Below are 19,445 nucleotides of genomic sequence, written 5' to 3'. Positions count from 1 at the left end.
AAATTCACTTATTACAATAGAGAATGTAAGTACAATTAATATTATGAGAACAATGGAGATGAAAACATAGTAATAATCATACTTATATTCTCTATCAAAAAACTCAATAATACATTATTATAATAAAAAAATAACTTATGAAACCTTTATTTCTTATGCTTGGAGCAAGTTGTTGTATCATGAACACTTTTTCTCAACAACGCCCCAATATAATTTGTATTTTAGCAGATGACCTTGGTTATACGGATATAGGTTGCTATGGTGCAGAAAAAATAAAAACTCCTTCAATAGACACTTTAGCCGCCCAAGGTGTGAGATTCACAAATGCTTATGCCCCGGCCTCCACCTCTTCTCCTTCTCGATATGCCCTACTGACAGGAGAATACGCATGGAGAAAAAATGTAGGAATTTTACCAGCTGATGCTCCCCTTTCCATAGATACGGCTAAAAACACCTTACCCAAAATGTTACAGAAGTTAGGTTATTCTACAGGTTTAGTAGGGAAATGGCATTTAGGGTTAGGCAGTAAAAACAATCCTGTAAATTTTAACGAAGAAATTTCTATGGGACCTCATGAGATCGGATTTGACTATTGTTATTATTTTCCCGCTACGAATGATAGAGTACCATGCTTATTTATTGAGAATGAACGAGTAGATGGGCTTGATACTAAAGATCCCATAGAAGTTTCATATAGAAAGAAAATAGGAGAATACCCTACAGGAGCTGAACATCCCGAATTACTATCCATGCCTTATCATTTGGGACATGATGGTACCATTATAAATGGTATCAGTCGTATCGGTTGGATGAAAGGTGGCAAAAAAGCATTATGGAAAGATGATAAAATGGCTGACCATTTATTTGATAAAGTGAAAGAATTTATCCATTCTCAAAAAGACGCGCCATTCTTTTTGTATTATGCTCCACACAATGCCCATGAACCACGAGTCCCTTCCAAAGCCTTCAAAGGAAAATCTCAAGCAGGTGTGTATGGCGATGTTATAGAAGAATTTGATGATTTGATAGGTCGATTAGTAGAAATCTTAAAAAAGGAGGGACTTTACGAAAATACTATCTTAATTATATCGAGCGATAATGCCCCTATGATAAAGGAAGGGTATCAAGACGGAGCTTTGGAGAATATAAACGGACACAATCCTTATGGAAATCTACGTGGTGAAAAGTATTCTCTACATGAAGGAGGAACTAAAGTTCCATTTATATTTTCATGGCCTGCAGTGATGAAATCTCCATTTATTCAAGAGCAGCCCTTTGTATACTTAGACTTACTCTCCACTTTACCCTCACTGATTGGAAGCACTTTACCAGACTCTGAAAAAAATGACAGCCGTGACGGATCCAAATTGTTTCTTTCTAAAGAAGCACCTATCTATCGCCCATATATTATGACACAAAATAATGCCGGGCAGGTAGCTTTACGAATGGGAAAATGGAAATACATTCCTCATTATAACGGACAAGGTGCAGAACTATATGATTTAAATAATGACCCATCCGAATTGCACAATATAATATATGCCTATCCAGAGATTGTAAGAAGGTTTTCGAAAATTATGAAAACTGACTATAAAAAGGAATACTCGTCATTTTAATTATAATGCTCTGAATTCAAGTTATAAATGCGACCCCACTCTTCAATTTATCATTCGCATTCATAACTTGAATTCAAGCATCTCCCATACAAAAAGCTCAGTTTGATCCTTCATCTTTCACCTTCTGTTTCTTAGGTAAAACTTCGGATGCACTACTGATATCCAATAGCATATCAGTATTTTTTATCTATATTTGCCTATTATATCATTTTATGTTCCTTAGTATCTTTCCTGTTTATGCCCCTTCATTTCATTTTCTCCATCTTAGCCGCTAAGATATACATCTTGGCTGCCAAGATGTATATCTTGCGTGCTGAGATACACATCTTAGCGCCTAAGATGAACCTTAATTGCTTTCTTAAGCAGGTTTTCTTCCAATACTTTAGCACTTTGAATCGGATGAAATCCTATCATACAATTTGTTCTTTATCCTCTTGATGACCTCTCTACGGCTATCAATTTCACAAAGAAGCAAACACAGAAATATTAAAAGTCCCTAAGCCCCACCAGGGATCAACCAACTCCGGGCCTCTTTAAATGAATATACCTTATTTAAAGACCTTCACTCTGGAATCCAGATCTTTAAAATCCTTATCACCCGGTCCTTGCACAGGAAGTCCAAACGGCATTTCGGCAATCAAGTGCCACTCTTCCGGTAGGTGCCAGGTATGACGAACTTCTTCGTCAATTAGTGGATTATAATGTTGCAGGGAAGCTCCAAAACCGGCATCTTCCAACATTGTCCAAACCGCCAACTGATGCATCGCAGACGTTTGCAACGACCACCCCGGAAAATTATCTTTATAACTACTGAAAGCATTCTGGAGTCCCTTCACAACCGACTGGTCTTCAAAGAATAAAACAGTTCCATAACCACTGGCAAAAGAATTATCAATTTTAGCTTCAGTCGTTTTAAAAACTTCCGGTGGAACAATCTTTCGCAATGTTTCTTTTACAATATGCCATAGTTTCTTGTGATTCTCACCCAACAACAGCACTACACGAGTGGACTGAGAGTTAAATGCAGAGGGCACATGGGTTACAGCAAGATTGACAATCCGCTCTATCTCCTCATCAGAAACCGGAGACTGATTTGTTATCGAATAATAGGTCCTTCTATGCTTGAGGGCCTCTTCGAAGGATTTTTTCATAAAAATACTCCTTTCTTTTTTACATTGGTTCTTTGAAATTAAAACAACCTATAAACGAAAGTTGTTCGGTAATAGAATATATTCGTACCTTTACTGCCCAATAAGCTGAAAACACCAAGTATGGCCAAACAAAAATATTACGTTATATGGGATGGAGTAACTCCCGGCATTTATACATCCTGGACCGAATGTCAGCTGCAGGTGAAAGGATATGATAGTGCCAAATATAAATCTTTCGATAACCGGGAGGAAGCAGAACGTGCTTTTGCTTCATCACCTTATGCTTATATCGGCAAGAATGCTAAGAAGAAAACAGCTGATTCCCCTCCCCCCCCAGACACACTCCCGGCAGCGGTCATTGAAAACAGCCTTGCAGTAGACGCAGCATGCAGTGGTAATCCTGGACCTATGGAGTACCGTGGCGTTCACGTCGCAAGCCGACAAGAGATTTTTCATTTCGGCCCGATGAAGGGGACTAACAATATTGGCGAATTTCTGGCATTGGTACATGGACTCGCTTTACTGAAACAGAAAGGATTCGACATGCCTATCTATAGCGATAGCGCAAATGCAATCAGCTGGGTAAAACAAAAAAAATGCAAGACAAAACTTCCCCGGACCGCTGAAACAGAAAAATTGTTCGGATTGATAGAACGTGCAGAAAAATGGCTTAAAGAAAATAAATATTCCACCCCAATATTGAAGTGGGAAACCAAGCAATGGGGAGAAATCCCGGCAGACTTCGGAAGGAAATAAGGATTGTATCGTATCACCCCCAATAACAAATAAATCCCGAAAGGAATACTACCGAAAAAATTTCTTTCAAACATGATAACGTTCAACCGCCTCAAAGATTCTTTCTTCTGATATCGAATTAGCCTATAACCCCGGTAGGGCAAATCCACCTTGCCCTACCCGCCTTAGCAAAAAAGTTATTATTAAAAAGTGAGGGAGTTCACTATCTCTCTGCCATGCCTACAGCGACTGCATGTCATTCAGTCGTTTATAATAACCGTTCTTAGCCAATAATTCTTCGTGTTTTCCACGTTCTACTATTTCTCCTTCATATAATACACATATTTCATCTGCGTTCTTGATGGTAGAGAGACGGTGGGCAATAGCAATAGTAGTACGTGTTTTCATTAAACGCTCCAATGCCTCCTGCACCAACCGTTCCGACTCAGTGTCTAAAGCAGAAGTAGCCTCGTCAAGAATCAAAATCGGAGGATTCTTCAAGATAGCCCGTGCTATACTGATACGCTGACGCTGGCCTCCGGAAAGTTTACTGCCCCGGTCACCTATATTCGTATGATAGCCATCTTCTTTCTCCATGATAAAATCGTGAGCATTGGCAATCTTAGCAGCCTCAATCACTTGCTCCATTGTAGCATTTTCTACACCAAAAGCTATATTATTAAAGAAAGTATCGTTAAACAAGATGGCTTCCTGATTGACATTCCCGATCAGGCTGCGCAAGTCGGAGATGCGAACGTCTTTAATGCTGACTCCGTCAATAGTAATCGCTCCTTCCTGTACATCGTGATAACGGGGCAACAAATCTACCAATGTAGATTTCCCTGAACCGGACTGTCCAACCAAAGCAACGGTCTTACCTTTAGGTACAGTGAGGTTAATATGTTGAAGCACTTCTTTCTTTCCATCATAGCTGAAAGAAATATCCCTAAATTCTACTTTCTCTTTTAACCCATTCAGCGGCTTCGGATCAGGAATCTCCACAATCTTATTTTCCGCTTTCAGAATCTTATCCACACGCTCCATCGAAGCCAAACCTTTAGGAATATTATACCCGGCTTTTGAAAATTCCTTCAAAGGATTGATTACGCTATAAAGGATGGTCAGATATACCATAAAAGTAGAAGCATCAATAGAAGAATGACTGCTCAAAATCAGTGAACCGCCAAACCAAAGCACAATTACAATCATGGTCGTACCTAAAAACTCACTCATCGGATGGGCTAATGCCTGACGGGTCGCCACTTTATTGGTTGCCTCCCGAAACTCGTTACTGCATTTCAGGAAACGATTCATCATCTTATTTTCAGCAATGAAAGCCTTAATGATACGAAGTCCTCCTAATGTTTCTTCCAGTTGCGACATCGTATCGCTCCACTTTGCCTGAGCTTCAAGGGATTGACGTTTAAGTTTTTTGCCTACCGTACCCATCACCCACCCCATCAATGGTACAACCAATAAAGTGAAAAGGGTTAGTTGCCAACTGATTACAAGCAGCGTAGTAAAATAAGCGATTATCAAGATCGGATTCTTTACCAACATATCCAATGAACTGGTAACCGAGTTCTCTATTTCTCCCACGTCCCCGCTCATACGGGCTATGATATCTCCTTTTCGCTCCTCCGAGAAGAATCCAAGTGGCAAACGAATCACTTTATCATAGACCATCACTCGAATATCCCGTACCACACCGGTACGCAAAGGAATCATCACGGCTGACGAAGCGAAATAGCAGAATGTTTTAAAGAAAGTCATTACCACTAAAAAGAGCCCTAACAACATCAGAGTAAAAGAAGCGCCGTTGATCTGGATCATATCTGAAACATAATAATAGAAATTATTTATCAGAAGGTCCCTTGTACTAATTGAAGCAGTATCCCATGGGATAAACTCATATACATCTTTATCAACCTTAAATAATATCTGTAGAATGGGGGCTATCAAAGAAAAAGAAAATATATTCAGAATGGCCGAGAATAAATTTAGTATCAACGCCCATATTACATACTTCTTGTAAGGCGGTACAAAACGCCGCATAAGTTGAAAAAATTCCTTCATTACTTACTATTAAATGATTAAGTTGCAAAGATAACAGAAAATATTCAGCAAGTTACTATTCAGAGAGTAGAAAGTCAGTGGCGAACTTCAATCCTTAAATAACAATCCATCATATATCATCTAAAAAAAAACAGGAGTTTAAAGTAATATCACTCAAACTCCCATTTTAACTATAACAAAATCAGCGAGTATTTAATCCGCTTCATAAATATATCCAACGAGCCCTCTATAGGTATCTCCAAACTTCCGTACAATCTGATCTGCTTCACCTTTATCAAATACAAAAAAAGTATTATCAGCCCTATTACTATGTAGGCAGTAAACAGGCTTAGTGTTAACTTCTGGCTTGGTTAACATATAGCCATCAAGTCCATAAAAAGTATCTCCCCATTTATGTACGATATAATCAGCCTCTGCCCTATCAAACACATAAAATGAATTCTTACTTCTATTACTAAAAAGACAATACATTGGTTTAGTATTAGGTTCAGGTGTCATGGGAATATATCCATCAATACCACTTGACACATCTCCCCATTTTCCAGAGATATAATCGGCATCAGCTTTAGTAAACACATAGAATGTATTCTTTTGACGCTTACTATGCATTCTATACATAGGTCTAAGTTCTAACACTTTTATTTGCCTTTCTAAGATATATCGCTCAACAGCATTTTTTACTTCTGCTTTCTTTTGCGGATTCTGTATAAATTCATATATCGGATAAGTTTCTTCCCAGTTTATATCCGTCAAATTAGCATTTGACAAATTAACACCTGATTCCCATTGCTGTATATCAATTCTTGTTGGCAATCCCTTCTCCAAGTCATAAACTAAATTGGTTCCTGTACCTCCATAGAAAAGAACATAGAGCATTCGATGCTGATTCTCACGTATTAATGTTTCCGAAGTTTCAACATTACGATCAAAGTTAACACCGACTCCTATATCATTCACGAGGGCTTTTAAGCCAGAGGCTATAACTTTTCTTTTTACAGAATTTTCCGTTGTACTTGTAATTACAGATCTAAAAAGTAATTTGTAACGCCCCCCTATTGTAAAATTTGTCAATACATGCGTCCCATATCTTTTCACTAACGTTTCCGCTGACAGCCTATTTAAATCTTCCTTAAAACTGCTTGATAAGTAGTTCATTAATCGGCTTTTCTCATCATTAATTCTAATATATTTAAGTTTTCTTACTGCGTCAATACTGGCAAATGAATATTTGGACGAATAAGAATACGACGATTTAAAATAAGCTCCTCCAGAAATTGATCCCGAATATGCAGCTTGTTTTGCAGTATCACCCACTTGGAGTGAAGCTTTAGTCTCTTTCGTCATATCTTTTAGATAGTCAAGTGCAGAATACCCATAATACATTTGATCTCCTCCAAAACTAGGAGTACCTGTTACAAGCCTCTCTTTATAATCCTGTTCATACTTATTTATATCTAAAACAGGATTACAAACTGACATAGGGTGTAAATACTCCTTTGTAATATCATATCCATAACCAAGCACATCATAAAGCCTATCGCCTGAGGCTCTGGTCGAAATTAATTGATCATCAATAGGATTATCTATTAGATCAGTTTCAGAACACGAGAACAAAATAAAAGATGAAAGAATACAATAGCATAGTTTTCTCATAATAAATTACAATATGGTTTAAGTTTTTAATGTTTTGCAAATATATGCTATTAAAACTAAAAACACAAGAAATTATATAATTTAATAAAAAGCGATCTAATTCACTATTACTATTACCGAATATATTACATATAATCATTTAGAGCAATATATTGTATTATAATCAAGATAAATGCATATCTTTGCAACCAGAAAAATACAAGCAAGTAAATTTCATCTATGCATTGGCCCTTCCTAAATACTCTTCGGAGTAATAAGAAAGCCCTAAACCCTTAACTAAATAACCCATTATGCAAGAAGCTAATAATAAAATTAACAAATATGATTATTTAATTGTAGGAGCTGGCTTATTCGGATCTGTATTTGCACACGAAGCACATAAAAGGAATAAACGCTGTTTAGTAATAGAAAAACGCCCATGGATTGGTGGCAATATTTATTGTGAAAATATAAATAAAATACATGTTCACAAATATGGTGCACATATTTTTCACACTGATAAAAAAAATATATGGAACTATGTAAACAGCTTAGTTGAATTCAACCAATTTATTAATTCTCCCTTGGCTTCCTCTGAAGGTAAATTATATAATCTTCCGTTCAATATGAATACTTTTTACCAGTTATGGGGTGTACAGACTCCTATGGAAGCAAAAATAAAGTTAGAAGAGCAACGTCACCAATATCGTTTTATCACAAATCCAAAAAATTTAGAAGAACAGGCTTTAAAAATATGCGGAAGCGATATCTATTATCGTTTAATAAAAGGTTATACAGAAAAGCAGTGGGGAAGAGCCGCGACTAAACTACCAGCTTTTATTGTTAAACGGATCCCCTTCCGATTTACTTTTGATAATAATTATTTTAACGACCCATATCAAGGTATACCAATCGGAGGATATAACCGATTAATAAATGCCCTACTTGAAGGGATTGAAGTAAGAACTAATGTAAACTATTTAGATGATCGAGACCAGTGGGATTCCATTGCAGAAAAAGTACTTTTTACAGGATGTATTGATGAGTATTTTAATTTTTGTTATGGAAAGCTTGAATATAGAAGTTTACGATTTGAAACTCACTACCTCAATGACATATCCAACTATCAAGGAAATGCAGTCATTAATTACTGCGACAGCAATATTCCTTACACACGCGTAATAGAGCATAAGCATTTCGAATTTGGAACTCAGGACTCTACAATTATAACATATGAGTTTCCAGAGGAATTGAGCATAGGCAAAGAGCCATATTACCCAATTAACGATGAGAAAAATACAACTATTTTTAGAAAATATCAAACTTTAGCAAAAGCTAATAAGAAGGTTCTTTTTGGTGGACGACTGGCTCAATATACGTATGCAGACATGGATGATACGGTAGAAGCAGCTTTATCTCTTTGGAATAAAGAAATTCAAAGCACCTTTTAAACAGAATTACTCTAATATGGGAATGAAGTAGACAAAAGAATATTACAAATGAACAAAAAGCAACTAATTTACAATAAACTAGTTGCTTTTTAGTTTTTTAAAACCGGAAATTAATAAAAAGCAAGGTTATATAGCTACTCTATTTTCAAATATTCTATTTGAGGATTAAAAGTTAATCCATCCCAACATCCTTTTCTTACATGTTTTTTGAATATAAGTTTATCATTGCTTTTTCGTTTATTAATGCGGCGTATATACACTCTATATTTATTAATAATAGAGAACAAAAAACATAATCTATTTTTAGTCTTCCTTCTTTTCAAATATGTAGTATTACGTGCATGGTAATAAAACTTCCATGCTGTATTAGCAGGAGCCGTATCAGGATATGGTTGATAATTAGTAGGAGTCTTATGCAATACAATACTATTATCTACATAAAAGCCAATATATCCAGACGAAGAGATACGCATAGTGTACTCTATATCATCACCCCAAATAAAAAACTCAGAAATAGGCAAACCAACTCTCTTTACAGCTCCTCCATTTATTAACAATGAAACAAAAGAAGCATGCTGAATTAAAAAAGCAGGAGTATCTCCATTTGAAAATGCATTATATAAAGTCTCTTTCTGCTTACCAATAAAATAACCAGGCACATTCATACGATGCGGGGTTCCATCTGTCCAAAGTACTTTACTACAAACATATCCCACATCTTGTGTCAGATCAATAGCTCTCAGCATTTTCTCTAACGCATCATCATAAGGTATAGTATCATCATCCATAACCCAAACCCAATCAGCCCCAGCTATTACAGCCTCTTTAATACCTCGGGCAAAACCACCTGCTCCACCTATGTTTTCAGTCAAGCTAATAACCTTCACCTGAGAATCTAATGCAAAATTCTCAAGAAACTCAAACGTCCCGTCAGTAGAGTTATTATCTATAACATATATCCTATGCACAGGGGATGTTTGAGCCTTCACTGCAGTAATACACTCTTTTAACAAAGATAGCCTATTGTAAGTAACTATCACACAATCCACATTCATACATAATTAAGTTTATTAGGTTAAATTAAATTCATATACTTGGGCTTACGGAACCGCATTGCATAAGGAAGCAACTTCAACCACCAGGACAAACGAGCTTTAAAAGTAGATAAAGGTCGTTTGCCTTTCCAGGGAGTCATATCCAGATACTTAAAGTATTCTCCTTTCAAAGGATGCATGCTATCATAATTCCAGGGTTTTTTATTAGTATAATGCAGGATAACAGGATGGAGCAATTGTTGATGCAATTGCTTCTTATCTTTCACTCCTTTATCCGCCCCATAACGGTAGAAACCATCCTGCATATTCCATTTTAAGGGAACAAAAAGTTTAGATTCATGCAGAACAGCATTCAAAAGATCCTGGTCATTAAAGCGGATACGCTCGGGATATCGTAAAAAATACTGTTCACATTGTTCATCTATTTTATGCTCACGCCAATAGCGCAAATTGATAAGTAGTACTCCCGCATTAAAATAAGAGAATGACTTATCATATTTCAAGATATCATAACGTTCATCTTCATTACTGCCGATATCTTCGACACAAGCAACCGAATAATTACTCATATCTGTATTCCAATACTCTGATATATCTCCAAGAATAACAATATCACAATCCAGATAAAGCACTTTATCCACCTCTTCCGGTAAAATGGCTGAGAACATACAACGGTAATAAGTAGCCATAGAAATGCGCTTACCAAACTTCTTGATAGAAAAATTATGCAACAAGTCTTCCGGAGGAAAGTAAAAGCGTACTTCATTGCCATAACGACCTGCTATTGTTTTTAGTACTTCCTTATCTTCAGAAGGCAGTGTAGAGGCCACAATATGGATACAAAACTCAGATTCACGGTTATTTTCGAACAGTGAAACCAAAGTTACTGCACAGTGTACCGTAAAATTAGAGTCAATATTACATGCTATATGTATCATAGGAGAATAGAGTTTTATCAATCTTCAATATTTTGACCTGTCATCCGAAAATATTTATCCAGAACCAACAGCGATATTAATTTTTCACGACGAGGATTTCTGAACTGAGCCACATATTCATGAGCATGCTCTATGATTTGTTGAGCCTCTTCCGGATGTTCGATGTAATACTTCAACCGTTCCTCCAAATCCGTAAAATCGGGTTTAATCTCAATATAATGATAGTTAGGAATCAATTTCCCTTCCATAAACCAAGTTTCGCAAGTGGGACGCGGCATCACTGCTATCGAGTTAGAAGACATTACCCATTTCAGATTTGATGCAACATCATTCCCCTCCAATGCCATTATGAACTTATAATCCAAATGCTGACGAATCGTTTTTTTAGGAGTCATCCATGCGTCCGGTACTCCCTCATCCTTACCAACGACTCCACAGTCACACATCGGATGGTCCATATACATCTCTAAAAATAATTTACGGGTACGGCTTCGTCGTATTTTCCCTCTGAAGATAACCATATCCTTTTTAGAAGAAAAAGGCATTGTATCATTTACAAACATAAAATGCCTGAACTTATCCAGTTTCATAACAACAGAGTTATCATTGGAATCGGTCAGTAAACGGCTTTTCACAATAGACGGGAATTCCGGAGTGAAATATACATCGCCCGGGCAATATCCCCACCGAAGAGATTGTTTAAACCAACGGGTATATTCCCTGGTATCAAAAAAATATGCGGTATGAAAAAGAGATTTTTTATTGTCCGCAAGAGTTCCTAAAAAGATCAAATACCGAAATTCATTCTTTATAAAAGACTTTTCCGGCAAAGAAGAAGGAGAAGACAGCTTATTATAATAATTCACCCTCTCTTCGATATAGTCTTTATCCGAACGATACTGTAATTGAGCCAATGTACTTTTCAACTTATACCGATAAAAAGCATTCGGAATAAGCATCTTCAAAGTATTACTTATAAAATAAATAAACTTAGGAGGCTTGCCACTGGAAAGTTTATATAAAAGACTATCATTCATATCATTAAGCAGTTAAGCTAAACGTCTTTCAGCTTCATTTTTGTTTCATTAAACGTACGTTTAATGAAACAAAAATAAGACTTATTTTCTACTTGAAAAAACTAATTACAGTTTTTTATTAAGAAAACCGAAGATAAAGATTAAACAAACCTTTAATAAGCCTTTTACACCTCATACAATATAATCCATATTTCACAACATATAAAAATAAATGGCAGGTTAAAATATGATGTTTTTTAAACGTACGTTTAAAAAAACATATCAAAATCAAAGAATGATGAAATTAGTACGAATGACAGGCGGATTAGGGAATCAAATGTTCATTTACGCCTTCTATATACAAATGAAAACAATATTTCCGGAGCTTCGGATAGATATGTCTGAAATGAAGAAATATAAATTACATAACGGATATGAATTGGAAGATGTATTTTCGATCCGTCCCCAAACAATATCTGCCCACAAATGGCTTAAAAGAGTAATTGTGTATGCATTCTTTTCGATTATACGAGAAAAATCCGAAGAAGAATTATCCATTCATAAATACACACAACACAAGAGATGGCCATTAGTATATTACAAAGGATTCTTTCAATCTGAACTCTTCTTCAAAGAATCTTCAGATACCATAAGAGATATTTTTTCTTTCAACACAGAAAATGCCAATTTCAGAACAAAAGAATGGGCAAAGATAATTAAAGAACAACGTTCGAGCGTATCAATTCATATCCGAAGAGGAGATTATACATCAGCCAAAAACAAAATAAAATATGGAAATATATGCACAGAAGAATACTATCAAAAGGCAATCTCAATCATACTAAAAAAAGAACCGAAAGCATTCTTCCATATCTTTTCTGATGATGTGGAATGGACGAAAGCACATTTGAAGATACATCATTTACCCCATCAATATATATCCTGGAATAAGGGCCCTGACAGTTGGCAGGACATGATGTTGATGAGCCTGTGCCGTCATAATATAATAGCCAACAGCAGTTTCAGTTGGTGGGGAGCATGGCTAAATGCCTATAAGGATAAAACTGTTATCGCACCTTCACGCTGGTCAAACGTCAAGAAGACACCCCACATACTTCCGGAAAGCTGGATTTCGATAGATATATAACCCCAATAATAATTAAATAACCCCCATACCACTATGAAAGTATCAATTATCATCCTGAATTATAATACCTCCCGATTAACCCTAAACTGCATTAACAGTATACACAAATACCTGCCTAATGGCACTTACGAAATAATAGTTGTCGACAATGCCAGCCAGGAAACAGACTATCAACACCTTACTGAAAATCTTTCCGGTCAGGAAATTACTATTATACGCAACAAAATAAACAGTGGTTTCGGGGCAGGGAATATGGTTGGCGCAAACATAGCACAAGGGAAATACCTCTGTTTTCTAAACAATGACACTGAGCTATTAGAGGACTGCATTAGCCCATTATGCAGTTACTTGAAAGAAAATCCTCAAACAGGATGCATTACACCACAGCAATACAACAAACACCTGAAGGCAGTACCCTCATTCAATCATCCAATCGGTATTCTATATGAGATTTTAGGAAACGACATCCCGGAAAGATTATGTCCCGCCCGCTACCCCAAACGAAAAAAGAAAGTATACCAGTTTCCTATACATGCTTCATGGATCAACGGAGCATTTATGATGTTTCCTTCAGAAGTCTTCTTCAAAATCAAAGGCTTTGATACTAATATATTCCTCTATTATGAAGAGTATGATATCTGTACAAGATTATCTTATCACAACTATCAGTCAACGGTTCTGCCAACCTATAGATTTTTACACCTCCAAGGTGAATCTACAAAAGTTTATGCGTTGGCTTACAAAGAAAGGTTTATTTCAAAATTATATGTATATAAAAAGCATTCCAATTTTTTATTCTATATCATATATAAATGGATCATTATAATCAAATTATGTTTCCACTTCAGACGTTGGTATATACTGCCCACCATAATCTTAGGCAAAGGGTTGTCTCAATCAATGCGTCATAAATGACTCTTCTCAATCAGTTCCAGACATCTATCGGCATCGAATCCCCTCACTTTGGCATATTCATCTGCCAAGATAACAAACATCTCGTGTGTTCCGGGCAAGCGCTCAAAGTTCTTACAACCGGTTTCTATGTCGACTTTACCAAAACGCATGCGGTTTAAATCAATGATTTCCACTTCAATGCCTTTATCCGTTTCCCTAAAAAGAATATTCCCTCCCGAGTAATCTTTATGTAGAAAACCGTTTTCGTGTAAAGCTGCTGTGGTACGGGCTATAGCACGTAACACCTTTTCTTTGTCACCGGTAAAAGTCTCCTCTAACAGATTACGATACGTATAAGGACATTCGGACTTTAGGCTCACAAAGTAGCTACGGCCAAACAACAACCATGTTCCCGTAGAATAAAATCCAACAGGAGCAGGAGAGCCAATACCTGCTTTACGCAGCATCTGTGCGTATTGATAAGAACGGCGGGCTTTAGAGGCACGAAAAGAATTATAAACAACTCGATTAATCAGGTGAGGAAGCTGATATGACTTCACTATCAACTTTCTACCATGTATTTCAAACTCTTTCAATTTATTTCTTCCTTCATATATCAACGTTCCTCCATTCTCAAAATGCACAGGTAATACACGTACAAAAGAAGATAAGTCCTGAAAATCATCTCCAACGAAGACTCTCCGAGGGTGGATTATTCGGGAAATCCGATTGATTAACCTTGACCAGGAACGCTGATAACGTAACGGCCCTCCCAATTCCCACTCAAAGAAATCAGGATGTCGTCTATTTAGGACATCAATCACATGCTTTTTTAGCAAACGGTCAGTAACACGTTTAGACTGTTCGCGCACCCGATAAAACAAACCTATTTCCGGCAACTTTACAACCTTTCCTCCATCCTTTAACATTGAGATCCAAAATTCCCAATCTTCACGAGCCACGATCTCCGCACAGTATCCTCCAATTCTTTCCCATTCGGACTTACGGTAAACAGCACAAGTATCCATCATATTTTTACGAGCAAGCAATGATAGCGAGAAAGGTGGTAATACCCATTCGCCCGAACGGTCTCCGAAAAACTCGGCACGTGGACAGACCACTTTTACTTCCGGATCCGACTCCAGTATATCTACAGCAGAATGAATCAATTCTTTACTAATACGATTATCAGCATCGACCGGCAAGATATATACTCCGCCTGCTTTAGAAATAGCATGATTACGAGCCGTAGCAACGCCACTATTTGCTTGTGTGTAAACCCTTACATTTTCATACCGGGACTTATAGCTTTCGGCAATTTCAAAAGAACGGTCTTTCGAACCATCATCCATCACAATCACCTCAAAGTTCGGATAATCAGAAGACAGGACAGAATCCAGTGTCTCCTCCAGAAACTCCTCCATATTATATACAGGAATAACTACAGATACTAACGGCTTTGCCATACCATCAAATTTTATCCAATCCTTTAGTGAACTTCAACCAGTAATATTTAAGCGGATTCGTATATTTCAACTGTTTCCATGGACGACTACTATGCGGGCGATGCCATACAGTCAAAGTAGTAAACAGATAATTGACAAAACCTTTTTCAAGTGCTTGATGGGAAATAGTTACATCAAACCAGTTCTTTTCCGGATTCAAAGAATGAAAATCAAAAGCACGCAGAAAGTCGGTTGTCAGCAAAGAACAGCAGAAACTAAGATGTTTCTTTTCCGGAAACACCTGATTTTCTTTGCCTTTCGCATATAAATAGGGATAATTAATTACCTCGTTCTCATCTACTGTCACAGCAGCAGCTATTCCACAGTTTTGTCTGGACTGCGCACCATCAAAAAGAGCCTGCAAAGTGTGTTTTTTCACAATCACATCAGATTCAACGATCAGCAAGCCTGCTTCAGCGGCAACAGCCTTTTCTTGTGCCATCTGAAGCACCAGCAAATAATTGGGAGAAGGATGAGAAGTGATCTCGGACAGATTAATTAACTCAAATCCCATCGCCAGGGATGCTTCTTTCAGTCGTTTCGTGTTTTCATCGGTGCTGAAATCATTATAAATAGTATAATGAAAAGGAACGGTGAAATCTGATTTTAAAATAGCCTCAGCTGTTTGCAACGTCAACTCAATAGAATCTTTTACCGGAGTAATAATGTGGATACACTTCATTATTGATATAAATTGTCTAAGTTCAAACTTATCGTAATGCGCATTACCGGGCAAATCTATGCAATATTTTCCATATAGCCAATCTTTCCTGCTTTTTATTTCCTACCTTTGCATGCAAACCCCTGATCAATCATGAAAGTTATTGTAGACAACAAAATACCTTACATCAAAGAGGCTATTGAGCAAATAGCCGATGAAGTAGTATATGCTCCGGGAAAAGATTTCACCCCGGAACTGATACATGATGCCGATGCATTAATTATCCGCACACGTACGCATTGTAACCGTTCACTGCTTGCCGGAAGCAAAGTAAAATTTATCGCAACCGCTACAATAGGATTCGATCATATCGACACAGCCTATTGCCGGGAAGCAGGTATCACATGGACCAATGCCCCGGGATGTAATTCGGCATCCGTTGCACAATATATCCAATCTGCCCTGTTCATTTTACAACAAACCCATGCAATGAAGTTGCATCAAATGACCATTGGCATCGTAGGCGTAGGAAATGTAGGAAGCAAAGTAGCTGATGTAGCCCGAAAATTAGGAATGCGAGTAATGCTGAACGATCTTCCCAGAGCAGAAAAAGAAGAAAGCACAATGTTCACTACTTTAGAGAATATAGCCAAAGAGTGTGACATAATCACATTTCATGTACCTTTATATAAGGAGGGAAAATATAAAACTTATCATTTGGCAGACAAACACTTCTTCCGTTCACTGAAAAAGGGGACAATAGTCATGAACACCTCACGCGGTGAAGTTATCGAAACAGAGGCACTGCTCGATGCTCTTCAGTCAGGTACCTTGTCCGATGCTGTCATTGATGTATGGGAACATGAACCGGATATCAATCTTAAATTATTAGAGAAAGTAATTATAGGCACTCCTCACATCGCCGGATATTCCGCAGACGGAAAAGCAAACGCAACCCGAATGTCACTTGAAGCCTTATGCCGGTTCTTCCGGATTGAAGCCGGCTATCAGATTGTTCCTCCGGAACCGGAAAACAAAATAATTTCCGCAACAACTTATGAAGCGGCCTCCCTGCAAATTTACGATCCCCGACGGGACAGCGATGCACTAAAGACCCATCCGAAGCTATTTGAACAACTCCGGGGAGATTACCCATTAAGGAGAGAAGAAGGAGCATATAAGATTAATATCGGTTGATTTACTATTTAACCCTGATAATGCCGATCCTCAATAAGAGGATATTAAACATTGCATGAGGCTGTGGTGAAAAGAGTTTCGACACAACCTCATACGATACTATAAAACATTTCCTCAGAAAACCAGCTCTACAAGAAGGTATTTACGGTTTGTTCTATGATCCTGGGAAACCATTCATATTCCAACGCATGAACTTTTTTAGCCACTTCCGCAGGGGTATCTCCGGGAAGTACTGAGCATTTAGCTTGAAAAATGATACTTCCCTCATCGTAATGCTCGTCTATATAATGTATAGTAATACCACTTTCGGACTCTCCTGCCATTACCACCGCCTCATGCACCCGATCGCCATACATCCCCTTTCCCCCAAACTTAGGTAAAAGAGCCGGATGAATATTTATAATTTTATTAGGATAAGCATGCAAAAGTGCATCCGGTATACGCAACAAGAAGCCGGCTAACACTATCAGGTCAATCTGATGTTCACGCAGCAAATCCAAGATGGATTCCGCTATTTCCCAATCAGACTTCGGAAAAGCCCTACAGGGCACTCCTAAACGATGTGCACGCTCCAAAACATACGCGTCCTTCCTGTTAGAAAGAACTAATTTTACCCTGACTGAATCATTTCCCTCGAAATACCGGATAATGTTTTCAGCATTTGTACCAGAGCCGGAAGCAAAAATAGCGATGTTTTTCTCCATAATCAGACCTTTTAGTGCACAAAACAGTGAAAAATGTGCAAAAGATTGCATTTATTTAATCAAAAATTTGCGCAGGACGATAAATATTTATTCCTTTGCACCGCAAATTTAAAGAAATAAAACTAATTATTAATTAAAAACTTAAAGTTATGTCTGAAATTGCATCAAGAGTGAAAGCGATTATCGTCGATAAATTGGGCGTAGAAGAATCAGAAGTTACAGAAACAGCAAGCTTCACTAACGACCTGGGAGCTGATTCTCTTGACACTGTAGAACTTATCATGGAATTCGAAAAAGAATTCGGTATCTCTATTCCTGATGACCAAGCTGAAAAGATTGGCACAGTACAGGATGCTGTAGCTTACATCGAAGAACACGCTAAGTAATTCGATTTCATCAGTATGGAATTAAAGAGAGTTGTAGTAACAGGTCTGGGCGCCATTACTCCTGTTGGCAATACTGTCCCGGAATTTTGGGAAAACCTCGTGAACGGGGTTAGTGGAGCAGGACCTATTACTCATTTCGATGCATCGCAATTCAAGACTCAATTTGCATGTGAAGTGAAAGGCTTCGATGTAACTCAATATATCGACCGCAAAGAGGCACGTAAAATGGACTTGTACACACAGTATGCCGTTGCCGTTGCCAAAGAAGCGGTTGCAGACTCGGGTCTTGATATCGAAAATGAGGATTTAAACAGAATCGGCGTTATTTTTGGTGCCGGTATCGGTGGTATACGTACATTTGAGGAGGAAACAAGCAATTATGCCCTTCACAAAGAAAACGGTCCCAAGTATAATCCGTTCTTCATCCCTAAGATGATTTCAGATATTGCTGCCGGACAGATTTCTATTATGTATGGTTTCCACGGCCCGAACTACGCAACTTGTTCTGCATGTGCAACTTCTACTAACGCCATCGCCGATGCATTCAACCTGATCCGTCTGGGTAAGGCAAACGTGATTGTATCCGGTGGTTCGGAAGCCGCTATCGCAGCAGCCGGTGTAGGAGGTTTCAACGCTATGCATGCATTGTCAACTCGTAACGACGAACCACAATCAGCATCTCGTCCGTTCAGCGCGAGCCGCGACGGTTTTGTAATGGGTGAAGGTGGAGGATGTCTGATTCTTGAAGAACTTGAACATGCAAAAGCCCGTGGCGCAAAAATATATGCAGAAGTAGCCGGTGTAGGTATGTCTGCTGACGCTCACCACCTGACAGCATCTCATCCGGAAGGACTTGGTGCAAAACTGGTGATGATGAATGCCCTGGAAGATGCAGAAATGGATCCTAAAGAAGTGGATTACATCAACGTTCACGGTACATCCACTCCGGTGGGTGATATATCGGAAGCCAAAGCAATCAAGGAAGTATTTGGCGAACATGCTTTTGAGTTGAATATCAGTTCAACCAAATCAATGACAGGTCACTTGTTGGGTGCTGCCGGTGCGGTAGAGTCTATTGCAAGTATCCTTGCCATCAAGAACGGCATCGTTCCTCCGACTATCAATCATGCCGAAGGTGATAACGACGAGAACATCGACTATAACCTTAATTTCACGTTCAACAAAGCACAGAAACGTGAAGTTAACGTTGCCCTTTCGAATACATTCGGATTTGGTGGTCACAATGCTTGTGTAATCTTCAAGAAATACGCTGAATAAAGT

The 19,445-nt window shown here is 38.0% G+C and carries 17 protein-coding genes; 8 read left to right on the top strand and 9 right to left on the bottom strand.

Annotated features, from left to right (window positions below):
- The first annotated feature begins 137 nt into the window (after nt 1–137).
- Nucleotides 138–1,616: a sulfatase-like hydrolase/transferase gene (locus G7Y45_RS04260; RefSeq protein WP_165014980.1), complete on the top strand. Its 1,479-nt coding sequence runs from the start codon at nt 138–140 to the stop codon at nt 1,614–1,616.
- A gap of 548 nt (nt 1,617–2,164) precedes the next feature.
- Here the strand turns inward: G7Y45_RS04260 and G7Y45_RS04255 are convergent.
- Nucleotides 2,165–2,767, bottom strand: coding sequence for a nitroreductase family protein (locus G7Y45_RS04255; RefSeq protein WP_005779392.1), 603 nt, complete (start codon nt 2,765–2,767; stop codon nt 2,165–2,167).
- Between the two features lie 120 nt (nt 2,768–2,887).
- Here G7Y45_RS04255 and G7Y45_RS04250 point away from each other — a divergent pair, with 120 nt between their 5' ends.
- Complete coding sequence (locus tag G7Y45_RS04250) at nt 2,888–3,523, top strand: viroplasmin family protein (protein ID WP_165014983.1); 636 nt, start codon at nt 2,888–2,890, stop codon at nt 3,521–3,523.
- Nucleotides 3,524–3,742: 219 nt separating this feature from the next.
- Here the strand turns inward: G7Y45_RS04250 and G7Y45_RS04245 are convergent, their stop codons facing one another.
- Together G7Y45_RS04245 and G7Y45_RS04240 are read right to left on the bottom strand one after the other, a co-directional pair.
- Complete coding sequence (locus G7Y45_RS04245) at nt 3,743–5,578, bottom strand: ABC transporter ATP-binding protein (RefSeq protein ID WP_165014986.1); 1,836 nt, start codon at nt 5,576–5,578, stop codon at nt 3,743–3,745.
- 192 nt (nt 5,579–5,770) lie between these two features.
- Nucleotides 5,771–7,231, bottom strand: coding sequence for an MAC/perforin domain-containing protein (locus tag G7Y45_RS04240; RefSeq protein WP_005812234.1), 1,461 nt, complete (start codon nt 7,229–7,231; stop codon nt 5,771–5,773).
- Nucleotides 7,232–7,521: 290 nt separating this feature from the next.
- Here G7Y45_RS04240 and glf point away from each other — a divergent pair, with 290 nt between their 5' ends.
- The gene (gene glf / locus G7Y45_RS04235; RefSeq protein WP_371729365.1) at nt 7,522–8,661 is read left to right on the top strand and encodes a UDP-galactopyranose mutase; all 1,140 of its coding nucleotides are present in this window, start codon (nt 7,522–7,524) and stop codon (nt 8,659–8,661) included.
- Nucleotides 8,662–8,795: 134 nt separating this feature from the next.
- Here glf and G7Y45_RS04230 read toward each other — a convergent pair whose 3' ends face one another.
- Genes G7Y45_RS04230 through G7Y45_RS04220 form a run of 3 tightly spaced genes read right to left on the bottom strand, consistent with a single transcriptional unit; the run spans nt 8,796 to nt 11,691 of the window.
- Entirely contained in the window at nt 8,796–9,716 is a 921-nt protein-coding gene (locus G7Y45_RS04230) for a glycosyltransferase family 2 protein (RefSeq protein ID WP_044301391.1), read from the bottom strand.
- A 20-nt stretch (nt 9,717–9,736) separates the two neighbouring features.
- Nucleotides 9,737–10,654 carry a glycosyltransferase family 8 protein gene (locus tag G7Y45_RS04225; protein WP_005812242.1) on the bottom strand — a complete coding sequence of 306 codons (918 nt, stop codon included), beginning with the start codon at nt 10,652–10,654 and terminating at the stop codon, nt 9,737–9,739.
- Nucleotides 10,655–10,671: 17 nt separating this feature from the next.
- Nucleotides 10,672–11,691 (bottom strand): glycosyl transferase family 90, encoded by a 1,020-nt coding sequence (locus tag G7Y45_RS04220; protein ID WP_005812245.1) that lies wholly within the window; start codon nt 11,689–11,691, stop codon nt 10,672–10,674.
- 226 nt (nt 11,692–11,917) lie between these two features.
- Here G7Y45_RS04220 and G7Y45_RS04215 point away from each other — a divergent pair, with 226 nt between their 5' ends.
- Both G7Y45_RS04215 and G7Y45_RS04210 read left to right on the top strand, forming a co-directional pair.
- Nucleotides 11,918–12,817, top strand: a complete 900-nt coding sequence (locus tag G7Y45_RS04215) for an alpha-1,2-fucosyltransferase (protein ID WP_005812247.1) — start codon at nt 11,918–11,920, stop codon at nt 12,815–12,817.
- 33 nt (nt 12,818–12,850) lie between these two features.
- A complete protein-coding gene (locus G7Y45_RS04210) occupies nt 12,851–13,732 on the top strand; it encodes a glycosyltransferase family 2 protein (protein ID WP_032530643.1) in 882 nt (293 codons plus the stop codon).
- Here the strand turns inward: G7Y45_RS04210 and G7Y45_RS04205 are convergent.
- Both G7Y45_RS04205 and G7Y45_RS04200 read right to left on the bottom strand, forming a co-directional pair.
- On the bottom strand, nt 13,723–15,177 hold the full coding sequence (locus tag G7Y45_RS04205) for a glycosyltransferase (RefSeq protein ID WP_165014989.1): 1,455 nt from the start codon (nt 15,175–15,177) through the stop codon (nt 13,723–13,725). The two genes, G7Y45_RS04210 and G7Y45_RS04205, sit on opposite strands and share 10 nt — an antisense overlap.
- Nucleotides 15,178–15,181: 4 nt before the next feature.
- Entirely contained in the window at nt 15,182–15,898 is a 717-nt protein-coding gene (locus G7Y45_RS04200) for a glycosyltransferase family 2 protein (RefSeq protein WP_032538286.1), read from the bottom strand.
- Between the two features lie 132 nt (nt 15,899–16,030).
- On the opposite strand from G7Y45_RS04200, the gene pdxB reads away from it, so the two are divergent.
- Nucleotides 16,031–17,074 carry a 4-phosphoerythronate dehydrogenase PdxB gene (gene pdxB, locus G7Y45_RS04195; RefSeq protein ID WP_165014992.1) on the top strand — a complete coding sequence of 348 codons (1,044 nt, stop codon included), beginning with the start codon at nt 16,031–16,033 and terminating at the stop codon, nt 17,072–17,074.
- 128 nt (nt 17,075–17,202) lie between these two features.
- Here the strand turns inward: pdxB and purN are convergent, their stop codons facing one another.
- Nucleotides 17,203–17,829 carry a phosphoribosylglycinamide formyltransferase gene (gene purN, locus G7Y45_RS04190; protein ID WP_032530640.1) on the bottom strand — a complete coding sequence of 209 codons (627 nt, stop codon included), beginning with the start codon at nt 17,827–17,829 and terminating at the stop codon, nt 17,203–17,205.
- Nucleotides 17,830–17,927: 98 nt separating this feature from the next.
- Between purN and G7Y45_RS04185 the strand changes: the two genes are divergently transcribed.
- Both G7Y45_RS04185 and fabF read left to right on the top strand, forming a co-directional pair.
- Nucleotides 17,928–18,164 (top strand): acyl carrier protein, encoded by a 237-nt coding sequence (locus G7Y45_RS04185; RefSeq protein ID WP_005779510.1) that lies wholly within the window; start codon nt 17,928–17,930, stop codon nt 18,162–18,164.
- Between the two features lie 15 nt (nt 18,165–18,179).
- Nucleotides 18,180–19,442: a beta-ketoacyl-ACP synthase II gene (gene fabF / locus G7Y45_RS04180; protein ID WP_005779512.1), complete on the top strand. Its 1,263-nt coding sequence runs from the start codon at nt 18,180–18,182 to the stop codon at nt 19,440–19,442.
- Nucleotides 19,443–19,445: the final 3 nt, after the last annotated feature.

This window comes from Bacteroides sp. ZJ-18, from assembly GCF_011038705.2.
Taxonomy (GTDB): Bacteria; Bacteroidota; Bacteroidia; order Bacteroidales; family Bacteroidaceae; genus Bacteroides; species Bacteroides hominis.
Note: the sequence above shows the minus strand (reverse complement) of the source record. Positions and strands in the feature narration are given on the sequence as shown.